The organism is Psychrobacter sp. HII-4, assembly GCF_904846595.1.
Lineage (GTDB): Bacteria > Pseudomonadota > Gammaproteobacteria > Pseudomonadales > Moraxellaceae > Psychrobacter > Psychrobacter celer.
Map to the genome: position 1 here is coordinate 1 of NZ_CAJHBJ010000032.1, position 20,449 is coordinate 20,449.

General features: G+C 47.8%; 17 protein-coding genes. 7 read left to right on the top strand and 10 right to left on the bottom strand.

The features are described from left to right. Window positions 1-525: 525 nt before the first annotated feature. Window positions 526-1,188, bottom strand: coding sequence for a DNA glycosylase (locus JMX98_RS11475; protein ID WP_201586777.1), 663 nt, complete (start codon window positions 1,186-1,188; stop codon window positions 526-528). Window positions 1,189-1,645: 457 nt separating this feature from the next. On the opposite strand from JMX98_RS11475, the gene upp reads away from it, so the two are divergent. Then, on the top strand, window positions 1,646-2,293 hold the full coding sequence (gene upp / locus JMX98_RS11480) for a uracil phosphoribosyltransferase (RefSeq protein ID WP_075101966.1): 648 nt from the start codon (window positions 1,646-1,648) through the stop codon (window positions 2,291-2,293). A gap of 74 nt (window positions 2,294-2,367) precedes the next feature. Further along, complete coding sequence (locus JMX98_RS11485) at window positions 2,368-3,120, top strand: SDR family NAD(P)-dependent oxidoreductase (RefSeq protein ID WP_201586750.1); 753 nt, start codon at window positions 2,368-2,370, stop codon at window positions 3,118-3,120. Between the two features lie 24 nt (window positions 3,121-3,144). Here JMX98_RS11485 and JMX98_RS11490 read toward each other — a convergent pair whose 3' ends face one another. After that, window positions 3,145-3,795: a hypothetical protein gene (locus JMX98_RS11490; RefSeq protein ID WP_201586751.1), complete on the bottom strand. Its 651-nt coding sequence runs from the start codon at window positions 3,793-3,795 to the stop codon at window positions 3,145-3,147. Between the two features lie 187 nt (window positions 3,796-3,982). Here JMX98_RS11490 and JMX98_RS11495 point away from each other — a divergent pair, with 187 nt between their 5' ends. Further along, window positions 3,983-4,960 carry an alpha/beta fold hydrolase gene (locus JMX98_RS11495; protein WP_201586752.1) on the top strand — a complete coding sequence of 326 codons (978 nt, stop codon included), beginning with the start codon at window positions 3,983-3,985 and terminating at the stop codon, window positions 4,958-4,960. A 67-nt stretch (window positions 4,961-5,027) separates the two neighbouring features. On the opposite strand, the gene JMX98_RS11500 is transcribed toward JMX98_RS11495, so the two are convergent. From JMX98_RS11500 to tyrS, 3 genes are read right to left on the bottom strand one after another with little or no spacing between them, the layout of a single operon-like run. After that, window positions 5,028-5,267 (bottom strand): DUF1653 domain-containing protein, encoded by a 240-nt coding sequence (locus tag JMX98_RS11500; RefSeq protein WP_105244250.1) that lies wholly within the window; start codon window positions 5,265-5,267, stop codon window positions 5,028-5,030. A 31-nt stretch (window positions 5,268-5,298) separates the two neighbouring features. Further along, window positions 5,299-5,877, bottom strand: coding sequence for a GNAT family N-acetyltransferase (locus tag JMX98_RS11505; RefSeq protein ID WP_105244251.1), 579 nt, complete (start codon window positions 5,875-5,877; stop codon window positions 5,299-5,301). 38 nt (window positions 5,878-5,915) lie between these two features. Continuing rightward, window positions 5,916-7,127 carry a tyrosine--tRNA ligase gene (gene tyrS, locus JMX98_RS11510; protein WP_201586754.1) on the bottom strand — a complete coding sequence of 404 codons (1,212 nt, stop codon included), beginning with the start codon at window positions 7,125-7,127 and terminating at the stop codon, window positions 5,916-5,918. A gap of 120 nt (window positions 7,128-7,247) precedes the next feature. Here tyrS and JMX98_RS11515 point away from each other — a divergent pair, with 120 nt between their 5' ends. The 3 genes from JMX98_RS11515 (at window position 7,248) to JMX98_RS11525 (ending at window position 11,134) form a co-directional block, all read left to right on the top strand. Beyond that, complete coding sequence (locus JMX98_RS11515; protein ID WP_201586757.1) at window positions 7,248-8,639, top strand: anhydro-N-acetylmuramic acid kinase; 1,392 nt, start codon at window positions 7,248-7,250, stop codon at window positions 8,637-8,639. Window positions 8,640-8,853: 214 nt separating this feature from the next. Next, a complete protein-coding gene (gene fabF / locus JMX98_RS11520; protein ID WP_227680156.1) occupies window positions 8,854-10,131 on the top strand; it encodes a beta-ketoacyl-ACP synthase II in 1,278 nt (425 codons plus the stop codon). 160 nt (window positions 10,132-10,291) lie between these two features. Further along, the gene (locus JMX98_RS11525) at window positions 10,292-11,134 is read left to right on the top strand and encodes a hypothetical protein (RefSeq protein ID WP_227680154.1); all 843 of its coding nucleotides are present in this window, start codon (window positions 10,292-10,294) and stop codon (window positions 11,132-11,134) included. Between the two features lie 217 nt (window positions 11,135-11,351). On the opposite strand, the gene JMX98_RS11530 is transcribed toward JMX98_RS11525, so the two are convergent. From JMX98_RS11530 to JMX98_RS11550, 5 genes are all read right to left on the bottom strand, one after another. Further along, window positions 11,352-13,169, bottom strand: coding sequence for an aminopeptidase P family protein (locus tag JMX98_RS11530; protein ID WP_201586761.1), 1,818 nt, complete (start codon window positions 13,167-13,169; stop codon window positions 11,352-11,354). A 419-nt stretch (window positions 13,170-13,588) separates the two neighbouring features. Continuing rightward, a complete protein-coding gene (locus JMX98_RS11535; protein ID WP_201586762.1) occupies window positions 13,589-15,151 on the bottom strand; it encodes a peptide MFS transporter in 1,563 nt (520 codons plus the stop codon). A gap of 331 nt (window positions 15,152-15,482) precedes the next feature. Further along, window positions 15,483-15,905 (bottom strand): hypothetical protein, encoded by a 423-nt coding sequence (locus tag JMX98_RS11540; protein WP_201586763.1) that lies wholly within the window; start codon window positions 15,903-15,905, stop codon window positions 15,483-15,485. Between the two features lie 180 nt (window positions 15,906-16,085). Beyond that, window positions 16,086-17,660, bottom strand: coding sequence for an apolipoprotein N-acyltransferase (gene lnt / locus JMX98_RS11545; protein WP_201586764.1), 1,575 nt, complete (start codon window positions 17,658-17,660; stop codon window positions 16,086-16,088). Window positions 17,661-18,010: 350 nt separating this feature from the next. Next, entirely contained in the window at window positions 18,011-18,910 is a 900-nt protein-coding gene (locus JMX98_RS11550) for an HlyC/CorC family transporter (protein WP_201586766.1), read from the bottom strand. A gap of 356 nt (window positions 18,911-19,266) precedes the next feature. On the opposite strand from JMX98_RS11550, the gene JMX98_RS11555 reads away from it, so the two are divergent. Beyond that, complete coding sequence (locus JMX98_RS11555) at window positions 19,267-20,448, top strand: DUF4105 domain-containing protein (RefSeq protein ID WP_227680155.1); 1,182 nt, start codon at window positions 19,267-19,269, stop codon at window positions 20,446-20,448. The last annotated feature ends 1 nt before the right edge of the window (window position 20,449 follow it).

Genomic DNA, 20,449 nt, shown 5'->3' on the forward strand with positions numbered 1-20,449 from the left:
GTTAAAGAGTTATATAACTAATAACTAAGCAATGTGCTTATCGTTATTAGCGAGCCGACTATCATATCATAACGATTTGGTTTGTCAAGCTTTTTTATCTAATTTGTTTCTCAAGGTTCGCTGCGTTATTACTATGTAATTTACCCTAGTAATGCTTAGCTCGTCCTGATGAGGTGCGTATTATAGACGCTTTATTTGGTAAGTCAAGAACTAATTTGATTTATTTTAAATTAGTTGGCTAGGCTTGGAGTTTAAGAGTTTAAAATGATGATTCATTCTTTAAATGAACCACTCTTTAATCCGCCTTCCCTTTCGACTGGGTGGCATTATACGCGTATTTGGGTGGGGGTCAAGGGGCCAGACTTATTAATTAAGAGATTATTTGGCATGATGATTGACACTTGATATATATCAAACAGTTAACAGGGGAAATAATTTACCGCTAATCTCAATTACTCTGCTTTAGCGTTTAGCCCTCTTGGTTCTCAGAAGACGTTATTCTATCTATGCTTCTTTATGTATCCTTTATAGCTTGCCCATTTTTTCAAAAAAAGCTTTATAGGCGGCGATTTTTTTGTCTAACGCCAAAGGATAAGCGCGTGAGGTGGAGGGCAGGCGATATAAAGTCAGCTCTTTGACGGCGGGGTCTTTGTCATGATGCTGCCAATGATAACGATACTGCATGCTTTGATTGGTCTTCGGATGCTTGGATTTGGCAGGTGGCTCCGCTAGTAGGCTTAGCAAGACCTCAGTTGCTTTGCCGCCAGTGGTAAAGAGCGTCTTAACCTTTGGTACTTGCAGCAAGATGTTATCTAAATCCACTGGGGTAACGACGGTTAGGTGTTTGTCCGACGCATTTCCGGTCTCACGAATGGCTTGCTTTACCGTCGGGCACGAGGCAATACCGCGATCAAACATAAAGTCGCGAATACGCTCAGAATCAAAACGCTTTTCGCCCTCTACTCTAAAGTAATCAATATCGTCAAAAAACACGCCGCCATAAATACGCCACATATCATTATAAAAGTTTGGATAGTGAAAGCGCATTGCCCATTTATCAGCGGTCGGTGGAAACGTGCCCATCATCATTACACTGGCATTTGCAGGCAGTACTGGGGCAAACGGATGGGTTTCTACTTCTAAAGCATCGTCTTTTGACAATGCTGCGTCGATTTCTGTATGAGACATGGGGTGCTGGTTGCTAGTTGGTTGATTGGTCATAAGATTCTTCATCAAAAAAGCGGTTTTTTTGGTATCATAGCAGGCCTAAACACTACTTCACCGACCCTGACGTCATATAGTCATCCATAATAGTAAAACATAGTCGATTTAATACAACATAGCATCCTCATTGATGCGCTCAATACGTGGCCGCTTACCATAACAACTCAACTTTATTGGTAATATTTTGCGCGGTAAGCATGTTGTGATAACTCTATATATGTCGCCATTTATGTAGTCAAAGAGAATCGTGCTGTCAAGAGATAAAATCTCTAGGCGCGGTTGTTAGGTAGGCTAAGCTTACTATGGCTGCGCTAAAGGCGGGGTAACGTGTGGTAAGTGTTTGTATCTTTTATACTAATGGCAACCGCAGCGACTGCGCAAGCATCAGACCCAAAACCAAGCCAAAACCAAGAGAGTACTTATGAGTGACTTAAAAATTACTGTAATCGATCATCCGCTAGTCCGTCATAAACTCAGCCTAATGCGCGAAAAAGACTGTAGCACTTATAAATTTCGTACATTAACCAAAGAGCTTGCGCGCTTGATGGCGTACGAAGCAAGCCGTGATTTTGAAATTGAGACCTTCCCAATGGAAGGCTGGTGTGGTGAAATCACAGGTGAGCAAATCATCGGTAAGACGGCAACCATCGTACCTATATTACGTGCCGGTATTGGCATGCTAGATGGGGTACTCGATTTGATCCCTACGGCCAAAATCTCTGTCGTCGGCTTACAACGTGACGAAGAAACCTTGCAGCCTGTGCCTTTCTTTGAAAAGTTCGTCAGCCACATGGACAAGCGCCCTGCCCTAATCATTGACCCAATGCTAGCCACAGGCGGCTCGATGGTCGCAACCATTGAGATGCTAAAGAAAAACGGCTGTACCAATATCAAGGCGTTGGTATTGGTAGCGGCTCCTGAAGGGGTGCGTTTGGTCAACGAAGCGCATCCTGATGTGACCATCTTTACAGCGGCGCTAGACAGCCATTTAGATGAGCACGGTTACATCATCCCAGGTCTAGGCGATGCTGGCGATAAAATCTTTGGTAAACAGCTATTTAATAGATAAGCGCAAGCTGCCACAAAACAGCGCACCATTCATATCATAAAAGCCACATACGATATCACTTATAAGGACATAACATGAACGTATTGATCACAGGAGCAAGTGCAGGGTTTGGTAAGGTGCTGGCAGAGCGTTTGGTCGCAGGCGGTCACCAAGTGATCGGTTGTGCCAGACGCCGCGATAAGCTTGATGCACTGGCAGCTACATTGGGCGAGGCGTTTTTGCCGGTGGTCATGGATGTCAGTGATACAGCGTCTATCTCGCAAATCATTGCTGACTTGCCGGCTGGTTTTCAGCACATCGATGTTTTGGTAAATAACGCTGGGCTAGCGCTCGGTACTGAGCCTGCCCATGAGGCAGATCTCAATGACTGGATGCGTATGCTCGATACCAATATCAAAGGTCTGGTGGCGCTGACCCACGCTGTACTACCTGCGATGGTGGCACGCGACAGCGGTTATGTTATCAATGTCGGCTCTATCGCTGGCAGTTGGCCGTACTTTGGCGGTAATGTCTATGGTGCGACCAAAGCCTTTGTCAAACAGTTTAGCTTAAATCTGCGCGCGGACTTAGTCGGTACGCAGGTGCGCGTCACCAATCTTGAACCAGGTAATGTCGCGGGCACTGAGTTTTCGAATGTGCGCTATCATGGCGATGATGAGAAAGCCGCCAAAGTCTATGACGGCTTTAAAACCATGACTGGTGAGGATATCGGCGATATTTTATTGTGGTTGATTGAATCGCCCGCCCATATCAATGTCAATCGCTTGGAAGTGATGCCAGTGGCGCAAACTTATAATGGTTTGACCATTGCGAAGCAAGGCCGTTAAAAGCTTAGCCGGCCGTTTTGCTCTCTAACGTAACTCATAAGACCGAAGCAATATAGTCTCATCTATGTTGCTTCTTTTTTTGGGTTGAGTTTGGGTTTCTTTGACCAGTGTCACCTGCTGAAAGTCCAAAATCAGCACTTCATTTCGAATGCGCTCACTGGTGCGCTTATTATGGCGAATAGGAAACCCTAAGAGGTGTTTGCCGATGATGGTTAGCTGATTGACTACCATCTGTGTAGATTGCACAGCACGGCTACTTGGCTGCGCATCGATGATAGCAGTCGCAGGATTGACCGTGGTGGTTAGCAGCTTGGTTTGTCGTACCTGCTTTGGCATATCACCTGCAAAAAACAGCACTTGCCCCAGCGGTAAATACTGCGCATGACGCGTCAGCTCACGGCGAAATAATGCGGGCATATCGGTATTAAAGCTGTCCTCGCTTTGCCGATAAAAAGCGGTGAAGTTCCGATGCAAATAGCGGCCAAACACACTGCTATTGATCCAGTCCTGATACACCTCATTGGCTAATAACTGTTGTGTAAAATCCCGAGCATCAGGCATGCTCTCTGCGCTTAGCATCGCGACTAGTAGCGCCTGCGGGGTCGCAAAAGTTTGCTGCTGCCAGCGCTGTGGATACAAACTACTATCAAGCAAGGCTAACGTCGATTTGCTCATACACTCTTCCTTTATGTCACTGATGATCATTGATCGGCCGCTCATCCCTTAACCTGCTCGCCGCTATTACCGCTAGGCATTTTTTATGCTATGGTCAGTTTAATTGTTTTAATATAGCAGAGTTTTATCAGTGGCAAAACGTTTGCGTCAGCGTGATGCCCTGCTCTGCAATAAGGTATCATACCTGATGAAAACCAACCTATTTGCTGTGCCGCGCCCTGCTTTGCTCAATCAGTATCAGCTGCATACAAAAAACATCGAGGTGGCAAAAGGCACGCTGCTACCCATGTCAGTTATCGGCCACGGCAAGCCGGTGCTACTGCTCCACGCGTACGGGATGGATGCGCGTGAGTTTTTGCCATTCATCCTGCCTTTGCTCGGTCACTATACGTTTTATCTGCCGCATTTACGCGGGTTTGGAGCCGCAAAGGATATCGAGTTGAGTGAGTTTGATTTTTTGCGGCAATACGCCGATGACCTCCATGTTGTCATTGAGCAAATTTGTTTGGCACGCAACATAGACGCATTGCCCGTCGCCGCCATCTCGATGGGTGCACAAGTGATGTGGGCGTATTTTTCGCGTTATGGCAGCGCAAGAGTCAGTCGTTATTTAAACATCGACCAAAGCCCTGCGATTCATAACCAGCCTGACTGGCAAGGCGGTTTGTTTGGTACGCGGCAGCGCGAGGTGTTTGCAGTCTTTCATAAGGTGGTGAATATGACGCTGCCGTATATTCAGCTCGAGAGTTTTACCCACCTGCCCTTTGCGCTCAAGCGCCGCGTCACTGATGTCGAGCGACAGTTTTCCTTACTATCCGTCAACCGCAGACGCTCAAAAGCGTTTATACAAGCGATGACTTATAAGAACGATCCTAAGCTTGCGCTCTATGACCACCGCATTTGGCAGCATAAGATGCGCTGTTTGCAAGCATACTTAAATCTGGAGTACGATTTTCGGGCGGTGATAGAAAAAGTTACTACTCCAGTCGTGAACTTAATCGGAGGTCGCTCACAGCTCTATAACGCTAAGTGGCAGCAACAGGTAACGCAGATGCTACCCAACGCCACAGAAATCGTTTTACCGCACTCAGGTCACGCCGTACCGCTTGATGAGCCTATTGGTTTTCATAAAGTATTAAAGGAATTTTTTGAGAATAATTTATGAGTAGGAACTAAAAAAGCGACCTATGAAGGGTCGCTTTTGTTGTGCTATTCATTAAAAGGCTGCTCGTTTAATCCGTGAGCTTTTTTATCAACTCGAACCTTGGTATTTCTCTGCCTTCTCGCATAATGGTCTCAGCAAACATCGCCAACGGCCGCACCCAAACGCCATACTCACCGTAAAGACAACGATAGACCACAAGCAACTCTTCGGTTTCTGAGTGCCGCGCGGTATGCAATACTTGATACAGGCTGCCTTTATAATGGCGGTAAATGCCTTGGGCTACCGTACTTTGAATTTGTTGAGACATAAACCACTCATTTATATTGATAATTAAAAGATTAATAGATGCTTTGTACTTTTGCTGTAAGCTTAGACTTGATGTCTGCCCATTCAGAATAGATCATGCTATACATCACGGTATCTGAAATAACGCCGTCACGGCGTACTCGATTGCCACGGATCACGCCATCTTTTTTAGCACCTAAGCGCTCGATGGCTTGTTGTGAGCGATGGTTGTCAATATCTGTACGCCAGCCTACAGTTTGATATTGTAGCGTTTCAAATACATAGGTGAGTAGCATGAGCTTACAAGTCGTATTCACATGCGTGCGCCAATACGATTTGGCATACCAAGTATAGCCAATCTCTAATCTTTTGGTAGTCGGCAAAATGTCATGGAAGCTGGTTGAGCCAATCGCTTTACCAGTACGCTCATCAATGACGGCAAAAGCTTGTCTATCCGTCATTGAATCTGCAACATTAATATAATCAATGACCTTGTCTGGCTCAGGTACAGACGTCACGTTTATTTTCCACAGCTCACCATCTTGGCAAGCCTCAACCAAGTCAGCGGTATGATTTAGCGTTAATGGTTCAAGGATAATGCCATTGCTTGATAACGTAACCCGTTCTAGCATTTATCTCTCCTCAAGCCATTATTGATGTGAGCAATCACTTAAGCAACCGTCACTTTTGCATAGGCTTTTTTGCCCGCTTGGATAACCACTGTCTGACCTGAGGTTAAGCTAAAGCCGGCGTCAACCACTTCGCCATCGACTTTTACTGCGCCGCGTTTGACCATGTCTTTTGCCGCTGAGTTGTTTTTGGCAAGGGCTGCTTGGTTCAATATTTGCGTGATAAATAACGCATCCGCACCTTCTAGCTCCAACGTCACCTCTGGCAGGTCCACTGGCAGCTCGCCATCAGCAAGTACGTTGCCCGCTGACTTGTGCGCGTTAGCTGCAGCATCAGCATCATGGAAGCGCTCGATCAACTCTTCAGCAAGGATACGTTTGATTTCTTGTGGATTGCGACCATTTTCCATCTCAGCCATTAACGCTTCGACTTCTTCCATCGGCTTAAAGCTTAAAAATTCAAAGTAGCGACGGATTAAAGTATCTGGCATCGATAGCAGTTTTTGGTACATGGTGCCTGGGGCATCATAGATACCGACGTAGTTACCAAGTGACTTTGACATTTTATTAACGCCGTCTAGCCCTTCTAAAATCGGCACCGTAATACAAACTTGTGGCTCTTGGCCATAGCGACCTTGCAGGGTGCGACCCATTAGGATGTTAAAGGTTTGGTCGGTACCGCCAAGCTCGACGTCAGCTTTGAGCGCGATAGAGTCATAGCCTTGCACCAATGGGTACAAAAACTCATGGATAGCAATGGGCGTTTGCGCCGCGTAGCGTTTGGAAAAATCATCACGCTCTAGCATACGCGAGACCGTCAACTGGCTTGATAGCTGAATCATGTCCCCTGCCGACATGTCGTTGAACCACTCAGAGTTAAAAACAATCTTGGTTTTTTCTTTATCCAAAATCTTAAAGACTTGTTCGGCATAGGTCTGCGCGTTGACTTTGATTTGCTCATCGGTCAACGGCGGACGCGTGCTGTTCTTACCCGAAGGGTCGCCAATCTTGGCCGTATAATCACCAATAAGAAAATAAATCTCATGACCTAAGTCTTGAAAATGCTTGAGCTTATTGATGAGTACCGTATGGCCTAAATGCAGATCCGGTGCAGTAGGATCAAAACCGGCCTTAATACGTAGCGGGCGATTCAGTTTAAGCTTAGCGACTAAATCCTCTTCGGATAAAATTTCTTGAGTACCGCGCTGAATCAGGGCCAGTTGTTCTTCTAAATTGTAGGACTGCTCTGTCATGTTGCTCTCTTGTTTATCTTTATTAAATGATGAATGCCTCAAGGGCTTTTAGAATCTTGAAGGCCTATAAAAAGTGTTAGAATTTGAGAGATATATTAGCTTTTTTTAAGGGAAATTGCCATGAGTAACACCGCACCTACTATAAATACAAATAATAATGACGCTGAGCCGACTACTAACGATTATGACGACCTAGACTACACCGCTCTCACTGATGCCCTAGAACAAACGGTGTTTGAGAATTTCGATGACGGCTTATATATCGGTATGATGTCGGGGACGAGCTTAGATGGTATGGACGCGGTGCTGTGTCAGTTTGCAAGTGATAGTGAGAACACACAGCAACCGCTGCAGCTTTTAGCCACTTATAGCCAAGACTTCCCACCGCGCCTGCGCGAAGTGCTGCTTGCTCTGTGTCAGCCTAATGGTATTCAAGCATTGACGCCGAGCGCTGGTGAGCCAAACAACCAGCCAAATAGCGAGCTGGACTGGTTTGGCTGGGCAAGCAAAACCTATGGCGAGTTTGCCAGCGAGGTGGTCAATAATTTATTGCAGCAGTCAAATACCGATAGCGAGTCGGTGCTGGCGATTGGCTGTCATGGGCAGACGGTACGCCATCGTCCACAAATGGGTTTTAGCTTGCAATTGGTCGATACCAATGTCATCGCTGAGCGTACAGGTATCAGTGTGATCAGCGACTTTCGTCGCCGTGATATGGCAGTTGGCGGGCAAGGCGCGCCCTTGGTGCCAGCGTTTCATCAGGCATTATTTGCTGATCCTGATAGTACGCGCGTGTTATTAAACTTAGGCGGTATTGCCAATATTACCGTCTTGCCCGCCAGTGATCATACTGCCAATGATTATACTGCCAATGATTATACTGATAGTGGTTATGCTGACAATGATACGCCTGATACTCATAGCCATGTCGTTGGCTATGACACTGGCCCTGCCAACTTATTACTTGATGCGTGGACCGCGCTGCATACCGACAATGACTATGACGCAGGCGGTGCTTGGGCTCAGTCTGGCCAAGTAATAGAGCCACTCCTAAATCAGCTGCTAGAGCATCCGTTTTTTGCCAGATCTTATCCTAAGAGCACAGGGCGTGAGGAGTTCAACCTAGAGTGGCTACAAGAGGAGCTACAAAGGTTTGATCAAGCATCGGCGCATATTCATTACTCGTCCGCTGATGTACAAGCGACCTTAACCGAGCTGACCGCCATTAGCGCCAGCGCGCAGATTCATCTGTTTGTACAGTCTCATAAAAACAGCGCGGTGTATGTCTGCGGCGGCGGCGCGCTAAATGATTACCTGATGACGCGGCTACAAGCACACCTGCCCCACTGTCATGTCACCACGACCGCAAGCTTAGGTCTGGATCCAGATTGGGTCGAAGCCGTTGCCTTTGCTTGGCTGGCACGGCAAACTCTAATGGGGCAAACTGGTAACTTACCAGCGGTCACTGGCGCAAGTAAAGGCGTGGTATTGGGTCAAGTTTGTTTTGCTTAATAAGCCTTTAATTGTTTAAATTTTAGTTTACATACGTACACTAATGTGTTTTATAATAACGGTTAAAATACCTTCTTTTTAGGATCACACGTACAGGATATATCGCATGAGCCAACATAGCAGTTCACCAAACGCGCAAGCCGCCGACTCTAATGCTGCCACTATCCAGCAAACTCTGCGCCAAAAGCCGCCCCATTATGAACGCCCAGACGAGATGCGTGTGGTGGTCACCGGTATGGGTGCGGTGACACCTTTAGGATTAGACGTCGCAAGCTCGTGGACGCGTCTACTTAATGGCGAGAGCGGTATCGCGCCCATTACTCATTTTGATGCAACCGACTATCGGGCGCAAATTGCGGGCGTGGTCAAGGATTTTGACGCCAAGCAATATATGAATGCTAAAGACGCGCGCCGCTATGATGAGTTTATGCATTATGGTGTGGCGGCCTCAGCCATGGCGTTAAAGGATGCGGGGTTCATCGATGAAGTGAGCGCAGCTGATACACCTGTACAAGATGTCGAGCAAGAGCGCTTTGGCGTGATTTTAGGGTCAGGCATTGGCGGTATCCAGACCATTGAAAACAGCCGTGATACCCTACGTGACAAAGGCGCTATGAAGGTTTCGCCCTTTATCATTCCAGGTTCTATCGTTAATATGGCTGCAGGTTTGGTCGCTATTAAGCACACTTTACAAGGCCCAAACCTGGCGACCTCGACTGCTTGTACCACCGCGACCCACGCTATCGGGCTTGCTGCGCGCTTGATTGCCTATGGCGATGCCGATGTGATGCTGGCAGGTGGTAGTGAAAAAGGCTCGAGCCCGCTTGGAATGTCAGGTTTTGGGGCGATGCATGCCCTCTCAACTCGCAATGACGAACCAACCAAAGCCTCGCGTCCGTTTGATAAAGAGCGTGATGGCTTTGTGCTCGGTGATGGCGCGGGTGTCGTCGTCCTTGAAAGCCTCGCTCATGCCAAAGCGCGCGGCGCGACGATACTTGCTGAGCTGGCTGGCTTTGGCATGAGTGACGACGCCAGTCACATTACCGCGCCACCAGAAGATGGTAGCGGTGCAGCGCGCGCCATGCGCAACGCCCTAAACGATGCCGGTATTGAGCCTGCCGTCGTTGGCTACGTCAATGCCCACGGTACCAGTACCCCTGCGGGTGATGTTGCCGAATCTATCGCGATCGAAACCGTTTTTGCGCCCGTTAAAGACAGCATTTTGGTCAGCTCAACCAAATCGATGACTGGTCATTTATTGGGTGCCGCTGGTGGCATCGAGGCTATCTTTACTGTGCTTGCCCTGCAACATCAGCAGGTACCGCCGACCATTAACTTGGATAATGTTGAAGACAACTGCAACCTTGATTACGTGGCCAATCAATCACGTAAAGTTGATAATCTGCAATATGCAGTTTCCAATAGCATTGGTTTTGGTGGCACCAATGGGTCGCTTATATTCGCTCGTTGGCCGGTGCAACCATCAAGCTAAAACGCCTAAAACAACGTTAAAAATGCTAAATAAATGTTAAAAAACTATTATTTTAGCCGTTGTAACCTTGGTGTCAGATTTGCTACGTTTGACCACTTGCAGCCCCTTATCGTACTTGCGTATGATAAGGGGTAATTTTTGTACATTTATGGAAGATACCATGTCAAGCTACTCATTTTCTCATCAGTTTTATCAGCGCTGGACGTGTGCTCCTGAGCCTGTACGCGCCGCCATTACCCAAGAGCTAAAAGACATCATCACCTTGCTACAGACCCAGACGCCGTTTGAAAGCTTTGTATTTAGTACGCCTGATCTAGACACTCATGTCGATGAGCTCTACGACAACCACGATGCCGAGCAGGCCATTGCAAAAGCCATCGCCGATAAGCAAGCGCAAGCGGATGCCAAAGCAAAACAAGAAAAAATAAAAGCAGCAGAGGACGCAAAGCGACAAGAAGAGATAGCCTCAAAAGCACAAGCCGCACAAAAACAACCACCACATAAGCCAGCAGCAACTGATGATCAAGAAAATAGTACCCATCCAGCCGCCCGTCAAGAGCCCCACCAAAGCACCAAATCCGACGTGCATGACACCGATAGTAAAACTGACACAGCGCAAGCTGGCATAGCAAAAATACAAAGTAATAAAGACGCTACCACCAGCACCCAGCCGCAGACCGTCCGTGCCCCTGAGCGCAGCGATGAGGAAGCGCAAACGGCTGATCAGCAAACCACTCATGATACAAACCATGATGCCAATGTCAAAGCGGTCAAAGCCATCAAAGATAAGGCCAGTACAGCCATCAAGCTGACACTAAAAGAGGAGCCATCTAGCGCCGCGCATCAAGCGCTCATCCATGAGCTCGAGATGCAGATCGATGACTATCTCAGTGAACAGATGATGCTGATGTCAGAAAACCTCAAATCATGGCTCCATGCCGAGGTGGCACAGCAATTGGGTGAGACAGAGGCTTTAGATCAGCCTGTCGTTAATTCCAAATAAAAAGAGTAAAGCTATGCCAGCGTGCTACTGGGTTGGTTTTAGAGTGGCTTGAAGATTGGGGATTGGCTAAATGCCCAATAAAGACAGCCAAAAACTATAGATATCATCTGATCATTTCAAAAAATAAGCCCCGTAAACATTTACGGGGCTTATTTATTGGACGTCTACTAGGGCGTGTCTTCATTTCAGAAATAAAGACACGCCCTAAGGCTTTCGATCAAATCGCTTGGGTGCGCTCTGTTAGCCAATCAAGCGCTGCACCAGCAACGCGATCTTTTAGCTCAGCATAAACTTGACGATGGTAGTCATTTAGCCACTCAACCTCTACTTGATCGAGCAATGATTTATCAAGCAAACGGGTATCAATTGGGCAATAAGTGACGGTCTCGAAGTGTAAAAATTCACCAAACTCACTCTCGGTAGGGTTCGCAACTGGGGTGTTGACCACCAAGTTTTCGATACGAATACCCCATTTACCTTCGCGGTATAGACCTGGCTCGTTACTGGAGATCATTCCTGCTTTCATGGCGCGCTCTTTTGGCGTACTGGCACTATAAGCAATGACTTGCGGGCCTTCATGGACGTTTAGGAAGTAGCCAACGCCATGCCCAGTACCATGACCGTAATCCATTTGTGCTTGCCACAATGGCGCACGGCAGATCGCATCGATGAGTGGCGAGGCGATACCATCAGGGAAAGAGGCGCGCGCAAGCGCGATATGCGCTTTTAGTACTGTGGTAAAGTCGCGCTTGTGCTCATCGCTGACTTGCCCGATACCGACGACGCGAGTGATATCGGTGGTGCCGTTTTGGTACTGTGCCCCTGAGTCGATCAGCAACAGTCCACCCTCACCCTCAGCGACATCAAGGTAGCTGAACTTTTCTGGCGTAGCCCGATAGTGCGGCAGTGCACCGTTTTCATTAAAGCCTGCAATCGTCGGAAAGCTCGGCGAAACATAATGCGGCTGCTGACTACGCACCTCAATCAGCATACTATCGACATCCAGCTCACTCAAACGCTCGCCGTCTGCTAAACGCTGCTCAAATGTGGCAAAAAACTCACACAAGGCCGCACCATCTTGGCGCATGGCTTCACGGACATGCTCGATATCGGCATCAGACTTGACAGATTTGAGTAACGTGCTGGGGGCGATTTGCTCAATAAAGCCCACATCATCGGCTATCTTTGATAGCGTACCCACCGCCACTTTATTGGGGTCTAGCAGCAGCAAATCCTCTGGAGTCAGTGCGCTCAAAGCGTCTTGTACTGCGTCATAATCAGCAAGCGTGATACCGCTGTCTTCTAGGGCTTTTGCGATATCGCTGCTGACTTTGCTGTTATCGACAAACAATGTCGCACTGTCTGCACTGATGAGCATATGCGCCAAAAACACGGGGTTATAATCGACATCGCTGCCGCGCAGATTGGTCAGCCAAGCGATGTCATCTAAGCTTGAGAGCAGATGGTGAGTCGCGCCAGCCTCCTGCATCCCTGAGCGTACCGCAGCAAGCTTATCGGTCGCAGACTGCGCCACAAACTGCGCATCATGCTGGTATAGCTTCGCTGATGGCAATGCTGGACGATCTGTCCAAATCTCTGCCAGTACGTCACGCTCGGTGATGAGGGTAATGTCATTGGCATCAAACGCATCTAACAGCTTGTCTTGCTCCGCAATAGACAACACATTGCCATCGACCGCCACACTATCGCCTTCTGCCAAATGCGTCGCCAACCAATCGATATGGTTTGGCCGACTTGGTGCCAGTTTCTCTAAGCTGATACCTGTACCCTCCAGCTGGGCGGCGGCATGTACCCAATAGCGGCTGTCCGTCCACAGACCCGCAAAATCGGCGGTGACTACTAGAGTACCGACCGAGCCTGTAAACCCTGACAACCACAAACGCCCCTGCCAATACTCTGGTAGATACTCTGATAAATGCGGATCCGCTGACGGTACGATGATGGCCGTTAGGTCTTGGGCGGCCATGCGCTCCCGTAAACTTGCGATACGATCATGAATGTGTTGTTTATTCATTAAAATTTTCCTTATTGGTTTTGAAGACAGTGGGCAAGCGAGGTTGTATTAAAAAAATACGACGACGCGGCGACTATGGATAGTCGTCTTATTGGCGCGGGTAAATGAGTAAGCGCGCATTGAATCGTGTTGAATGATCAATAGTCATTGATGCAAATACTGACCATGCAGAAGTGATAAATAGCCAGATATTATTAAGATGTTTGGGCAGATGACAAGCTTTCAATACTGGAATAAAAAAATGCTTGAACAAAAATATGTCATGGCTTGAGCAAGACCTGTCACGGATAAAAACGATAAGACGTGCTACCAACCATGGTAACACGTCTCATCATCAGCCTACTTATTGATGCACGGACTTAGTGCTTGGCTATCCTGACCATTTGCTCAAACGCATCCGCTAACTTTTTTGGTGTCGTTTAGCTGACATGATCGGACTGTTCGCTATTTTTGAGCATAGTACTGATGGGCTTGGCCAATAGCAACAAGATAACCGCCGTCACTACCAAAAACACGGTCATGGTCGTAAATAGCGTTGGCAAGCCTTCGATCTTGTCCGCTGAGACATGACCACCGAAAAATGCAGCAACCAAGTTACCCATGGCGATAGAAGCAAAAAACAGCCCCATCATCTGACCTTGCATACCTTTTGGCGCAAGTTTGGTCATCGATGACAATCCTACTGGACTCAGGGCCAGCTCACCAAGCGTCAACAGCAACAAGCTACCGACCAGCCATAAGGGTGATGCTAGGCCAGTCTCATTGGTCAAAATATTTTTTGAGGCGATAATCATCAAGCCAAAACCTGCCGCAGTAATCAACATACCCAGCGCAAACTTGACCATACTGTTTGGCTCGATACCTCTATTACCCAGCTTGACCCAAAGAATACTGACAATAGGAGCGAGCAACAAAATAAACAGCGGGTTTAGCGACTGAAACCAAATGCTTGGTATCTCAAACCCTAAGACATTAAGGTCGGTATAGCGATCAGCAAATAAGTTAAATGAGGTCGGTTGCTGCTCAAAGCTTGACCAAAACAGCGTCGAGCCAATAATCAAAATAAAGCAAATCAACAAACGCAGTTTATCGGTTTTATCAAGGCGCGGTGAGACAAACATCACGGCAAAATAGCTAATCACCACAGCCGCGATGATATAGGTCATATACTCTGCGACCATGCTTGCCTCAAACGGCATGATACCGGTGGCGACCAGCACAATCACAGCCACCAATAATGCCACAAATCCTGCGACCCAGCGTCCGACATTATGATAGCGGTCGTTAGAGCGCTCCCACTCAGCACTGATGCCTTTGGCTTTGGCATAATGGGTCAATGTTTTTTGGGCAGAAAAACGATAGATGAGTAGCGAGATGAGCATCCCCAAACCACCGACCCCAAAGCCGGCATGCCACATGCCCTTTTCTTTAAAGATCCCAACGATCAGCGCGGCCAATAACCCGCCGATATTGATACCCATATAAAACAAGGTAAAACCACTATCACGGCGCACATCACCTTTGGTATACAGCGCTCCGACCATCACCGAAATACAGGTCTTAAATAACCCTGAGCCCAAAACAATACAGATCAGACCGACAAAAAACAGCGTCATACCAAACATCGCCGAAAGCGCGATACATAAATGACCAAGGGCAATAATGATACTGCCCCACCACAGCGCGCGCTCTTGTCCGAGCCAGTTGTCTGCCAGCCAGCCGCCAGGGACGGCCGCCAAATATAATGAACCAGCAAAGATACCATAGATAGCAGAAGCGGTGACTTCATCAAACCCAAAACCACCACTGCCTACCGTCGCCACCATAAACAATACCAATAGCGGGCGAATACTATAATAAGAAAACCGCTCCCACATCTCTGTAAAAAATAGCGGACGCAGCGGCTTTGGATGCCCCATAAAACCGTTTTCTAGCGATTCTAATTCAGCGGCACTCACCCCTGAATTTGCTTCTTTGCTCATAAGATTATTCCTTTAAAGACCACTTTAATAATGACCAAACCCCTATTTATTCAGATAAGCGGTCATGTAGGAGCAATATTGTTTCACCTGTCTATCGGCAAGTAAAGAATTAATTGGTCAATAATTACACAATGGCTCACAAAAAAAATCGCCCTCAGTAACTGAGAGCGAGTATTTGTGGCATTGCCAAAAGACAAATATCAGTCACTATGACAAGATAACTATCCTGTCATAATGAAAAAAGACAGCCCGTATCAAGGGCGTGTCCTCAATTCAATCGATAGCCATCTAATTGGGCTAAAAATGAGGACACGCCCTAGGCAAAAACAGCTTATTGTGCGACAGTTTCACCCGCTTCCACGTCGCCATCCGCTTGCTCTGCGGTTAAATCAGCATCGGCAACCGCCGCTTGGCTTACTGTACCAGAAGCGGTCGCTGTACCTGCTTCTGCTGCTACCACGGCACTATCTGCATCCGCTGGCGTCACAGTCGCATCTGCGGCTGCATCGGGCGCCGCGGCTTCTGCGGTTGCAACATCCGTATCTGCTTCAATAGCCGTGTCTTCAGTCGCCACGACTTCTGCCTCATCAGCGGCGACTGCAGCTTCGGTCGTCTCAGCAGTAATATGCTCGCCCGCTGGACGCAAAAACGCAGAAATACCAATAAGTAAGACAATGCCTAAAAACAAGGCAATGCCGCCTAAAGCATATAACAGCTCTTTTTTTGGATTGTTATTGACGATACCTTCTGACATACCTTATCCACCTTGCACAAAATATTTGAAATATTGACCCATTATATCGCAATTTATAGCGATTTGTTAAAACCCTTAAGTATTTAAAGGATTTATTATGGGCAGTTTTTCTCCATGACTTGAGCGCCTTAGCGTTATCATTTGCTTTAAATGGCGCACCACGACGGGTCCACAGCAAAACTACTTACCCAAGCGCGCTCTTGTCGTTGCCCGCTTGCCCAGATAACTCAATAACAGCAGCAGCGCCACCACAAACAAGACAGGATAATGACCGACACGCATAAACGGTGTGCTGCCTGTCCGCGCTTGTACATCACCGCGCAATACGGTGCGCTCAAACTGCGGGGCACGCTCAACAATACGGCCTTTGTGGTCGATAATGGCGGTGACACCGGTGTTGGTCGCACGCATAAACCAGCGGCCATTTTCGAGCGCGCGCATTTGTACCATTTGTAGGTGCTGTAGCGGGCCTGCCGAAGTGCCAAACCATGCATCATTTGAGATGGTCAATAAAAAGTCTGTACCGATGGCGTTTTTGCGCGTGGTATCAGGATAGGCCACTTCATAGCAGATGGCAGCGCCCAAATTGTGCCCACGCACCTGTAGCGGCGACTGCGCCTCACTGCCGCGACTATAGCTCATAACCTCTTGACTACCTGCAAGGTTTGGCAAAATATCGAGCAGCCCTTCAAATGGAATATACTCACCAAATGGCACCAAGCGCTGTTTTTTGTACAGTCCTTCTGCCTCTGCACCCAGCGCAATCACGCTGTTATAAAATGGCGGATACTTATCTTGAGCTTCATCGAATGCCGCTTCATCCTTATAAGGAATACCGGTCACCCACGTGGTATTGGTGGCTTTGGCCATTTTGACCATCTCATTGATAAAGCCGATCGCATCGGTCTGAAACATCGGAATCGACGACTCAGGCCACAAGATAATATCACGCCCCCACTCACTGCGGGTCAACGTGGCATAAATCTTGAGCGTCTCTATTTGATACTCAGTCAGCCATTTTAAATCTTGCGGAATATTACCCTGAATCAATGACACCGACACATCAGGCGTGCCTTTTGGTTTGGTCCATTGCGGGTTTAGTAGCCACAGTAGTGTACTGAGCGCTAGCAGGGCAATCGAAGCCACCATATAGCCTGCGCGGCGACGCAGTAGCTCGACTAAGCTGCCTGCCAATAATACCGCCACAAAAGACACTGCAAACACACCCGCCACTGGCGCAAGTGACGATAGCCAATACTGCTCTGTAAAGGCGTAACCGACAAACAACCACGGAAAACCAGTAAATAACCACGTCTTCATCCACTCTTGCAGCACCCAAAGCGCGGCAAAAGACAGGGGCTGCTTGCCGACCATCTTATTAAACACCAGCCCCAAAAAGCCATGGAACAAGCCCATGCCCAGACCCATCAGCGCAATCATAATCAAAGCAAGCCACGCTGGCGTATCGCCGTACACATGAATGGAGGTGTAGAGCCAAAACGCCCCCACGCACCACAAGCCTGTACCGTAAGCTTGACCGATCAAAAACGCCCGTTTGCCGCTCATCTGTGGCATCAATAAGGCGTACAATATCGCAGGCGATAGCAATGCTAGCGGCCAGATGTTATAAGGCGCAAGTGCAAAGATAAACACGGCCCCTGCCAACCACGCAATCAATACTGTCAATGCCATGGGTAAGCCCCTTGGCTTATCGGCATTGAGACGTTTTTGTAAATCATGAGTAGACAGGCGCATAGCAGTTATCCAGAACCATATTTTTAAAATAGTAAGCATTCACTTAGCGACGCTTAAATAAAAAGATAAAAAACCAAGCTTAGTTAAAGACCAATCTTGATCAGCGTTCAGTAAAGACTCAGTAAATAAACCCGCCCATGATACCAGCCTACAGCAATTAATGGGTAAAATTGCGTCGCAAAAGCCCACGGCAAGACACAAAAAAACACGACCGCAATCGTGTTTTTTTTATCTATAGACTGGTATGAGGCGGTGCAACGGTGCTGTCAAAAGCCTCCTAGTAGCACGTCTCACTTTATAGCCATTTTATTATAAACCAACCCTATACCGATGAAGCGGCTCATCATCGATCAATGACTGCCAATCAATACCTGCTGATCGGCGTTCATATTGGTCAGCTCTAAGCTATGAATAAAACGCCCTTCGACATCGGTAATGGTGATTTTCCAGTCATCTATTATTACGCTCTCGCCTTCTAAGTCGCCCACGTAGCCGAGCGCTTGCATGACAAGGCCGCCCATGGTATCGACATCGGTATCATCAAAATGGGTGCCAAGCTCATCATTACAGTCTTCGATGACCGTCGAGGCCTGTACACGCCAAGTATGCGGCTTATCAGGATCAGCGATAATATTATTGATATCACTGTCTTCATCAAAGTCATCATGCTCATCGACGATATCGCCGACGATCTCCTCGAGTAAATCCTCCATGGTGACCACCCCTGCAAAGTTGCCAAACTCATCGACGACGATTGCCATGTGCACTTGGGTGCGCTGCAGTGAGCGCAGCAGCGTGTCTGAGCGCGCCGTTTCGCTGATATATAGCGGCTGCCGCACCAGATCTCTGAGACGCTTGCTGTCGATTTTGTCTTCTTGGTCGCGCACCATGTGCACTAAGATAGGAATCAAATCTTTGGCAAGCAAGATGCCGATGACCGCATCATCATCTTGGCTATCAAATACTGGGTAACGCGAGTGGGTGGTGTCGAGGATGATATCCATCACCTCAGCCAGACTTGCGCTTTCGTGCAGGCCGATCACTTGCGGGCGCGGCGTCATAATCTCGCGGACTTGAGTGGCAGGCAGATCGAGCACGCCTTCTAACATATCGACAGTATCAGGCTCTAAAAACTGACGAGAATCCTGTACCAAACGAATCAATTCATCACGGGTTTCGGGGGCGGTCGATAGCCAGCGTTTTAAGCCGCGCATCGACCAACTACTCGGGCTGGGAGTGTCGTCAGACATGATGATATGGTTTAACCTCTTTAGTTAATAACAATGAGAACAGTAAAAAAACCTAGATGGGGATAGAAATAACAAATAAAACAGCCGTTTTATGATTAGGCCATCACAACCACGGCCAAATAATGCCTATAAATAGACCAGCCTAAATTAGCTTCACTTTATCGCATGGCTCACCGACATTCAACGATAAATTCACGCAAATTGTATTGTCAGTGTGTTATAAACTTTGCTATGGTCAAAGCCTTTATTTATCAATAATAAACGCCATGTCCTTACGCTCGTTTTTTTCTCGTTTACGCCGACTATGTCCAACTAGCCTGCCGCGCTCTCATGTTACAAGCGGTCACGGCCAAACAATGACGGACGCCACAAACCCTAAAAAAAAGACATGGCGCTACTATCTTGTCCAGTTGTTTATCATCACCGCGCTGTTATTATCGGCGCTGTGGTTGCTATTAGCGATTTGGTATCAGTTTGGCGTGCGCTCGCTCGTCACTTGGCTTGCGGCCATTATCATCGTTTGCCTGCTGGCAGCCTTACTACGTAGCCGTTACCAGCATTCATCCCAGCACCATACCCTCACAAAAAAACCGGCCAGCACTTGGCTTATGGGTATGTACGCTGCGACTTGGTGCCTCGGGGTTGGCTGGTTTTTTTCTATCGAAGCCAAGCAGCAGCGCGACTGGATGGCAGAGGTCAGCCAGCAAGTCTCCTATGAGCGCGACGCGAGCAACCCTAATATAATCACCCTCAAAAATGTACGTAATTTTGACTGGCATACCGATACAGACGCCACCGAGCGCTGGGACACCCGTACCATTGATATGTCCAAACTCTCGGGCGTCGATGTCACCAACTCATACTGGATGGGGCCACTGATTGCTCATACCTTGGTCAGCTTTCGCTTTGAGGATGAAAGACCGCTTGCTTTCTCATTTGAGATTCGTAAAGAAGCAGGCGAGTCTTTTTCGGCGCTGGCTGGGTTTTTTCGGCGTTATGAGCTTAGCCTGATTGCTAGCGAGGAGCGTGATATTATCTATACGCGCAGCAATGCGCGCGGCGAGCAGGTTTATCTGTTTCCTATCAGCAATTTGCAACAGCATGAAGTGAGGTCGCTATTTGAATCTTATCTAACGGCGGCTGATGATTTGAACGCTAAACCTGCTTGGTACAACACGTTGATTAGCAACTGTACCAATATTATTTTTTATATGGCGCGTATCGTCAGTGGCGAGCGTTTGCCATGGGATTATCGGATTTGGGTCTCTGGGTGGCTGCCAAACTATCTATACGATGTCGGTATGCTCGACGCCAAGCCCAACAGCGGCGCGCAGAATTGGTCGATGGATACTTGGTACGAGCGCACTCATATCAATCCAAAAGTGCGTGGTTTTGATAATTTAGCAGGCAGCAGCGTAGTCAATAGCCGCGAGTTCTCCAAGCAGATTCGTCAGGACATTCCGATACCGCCACTGGCCGACTCTCAATCTAGCGCTGAAGAACAGGCCAAATCAGCGGCTCAAAACTCTGGTGAGTAGT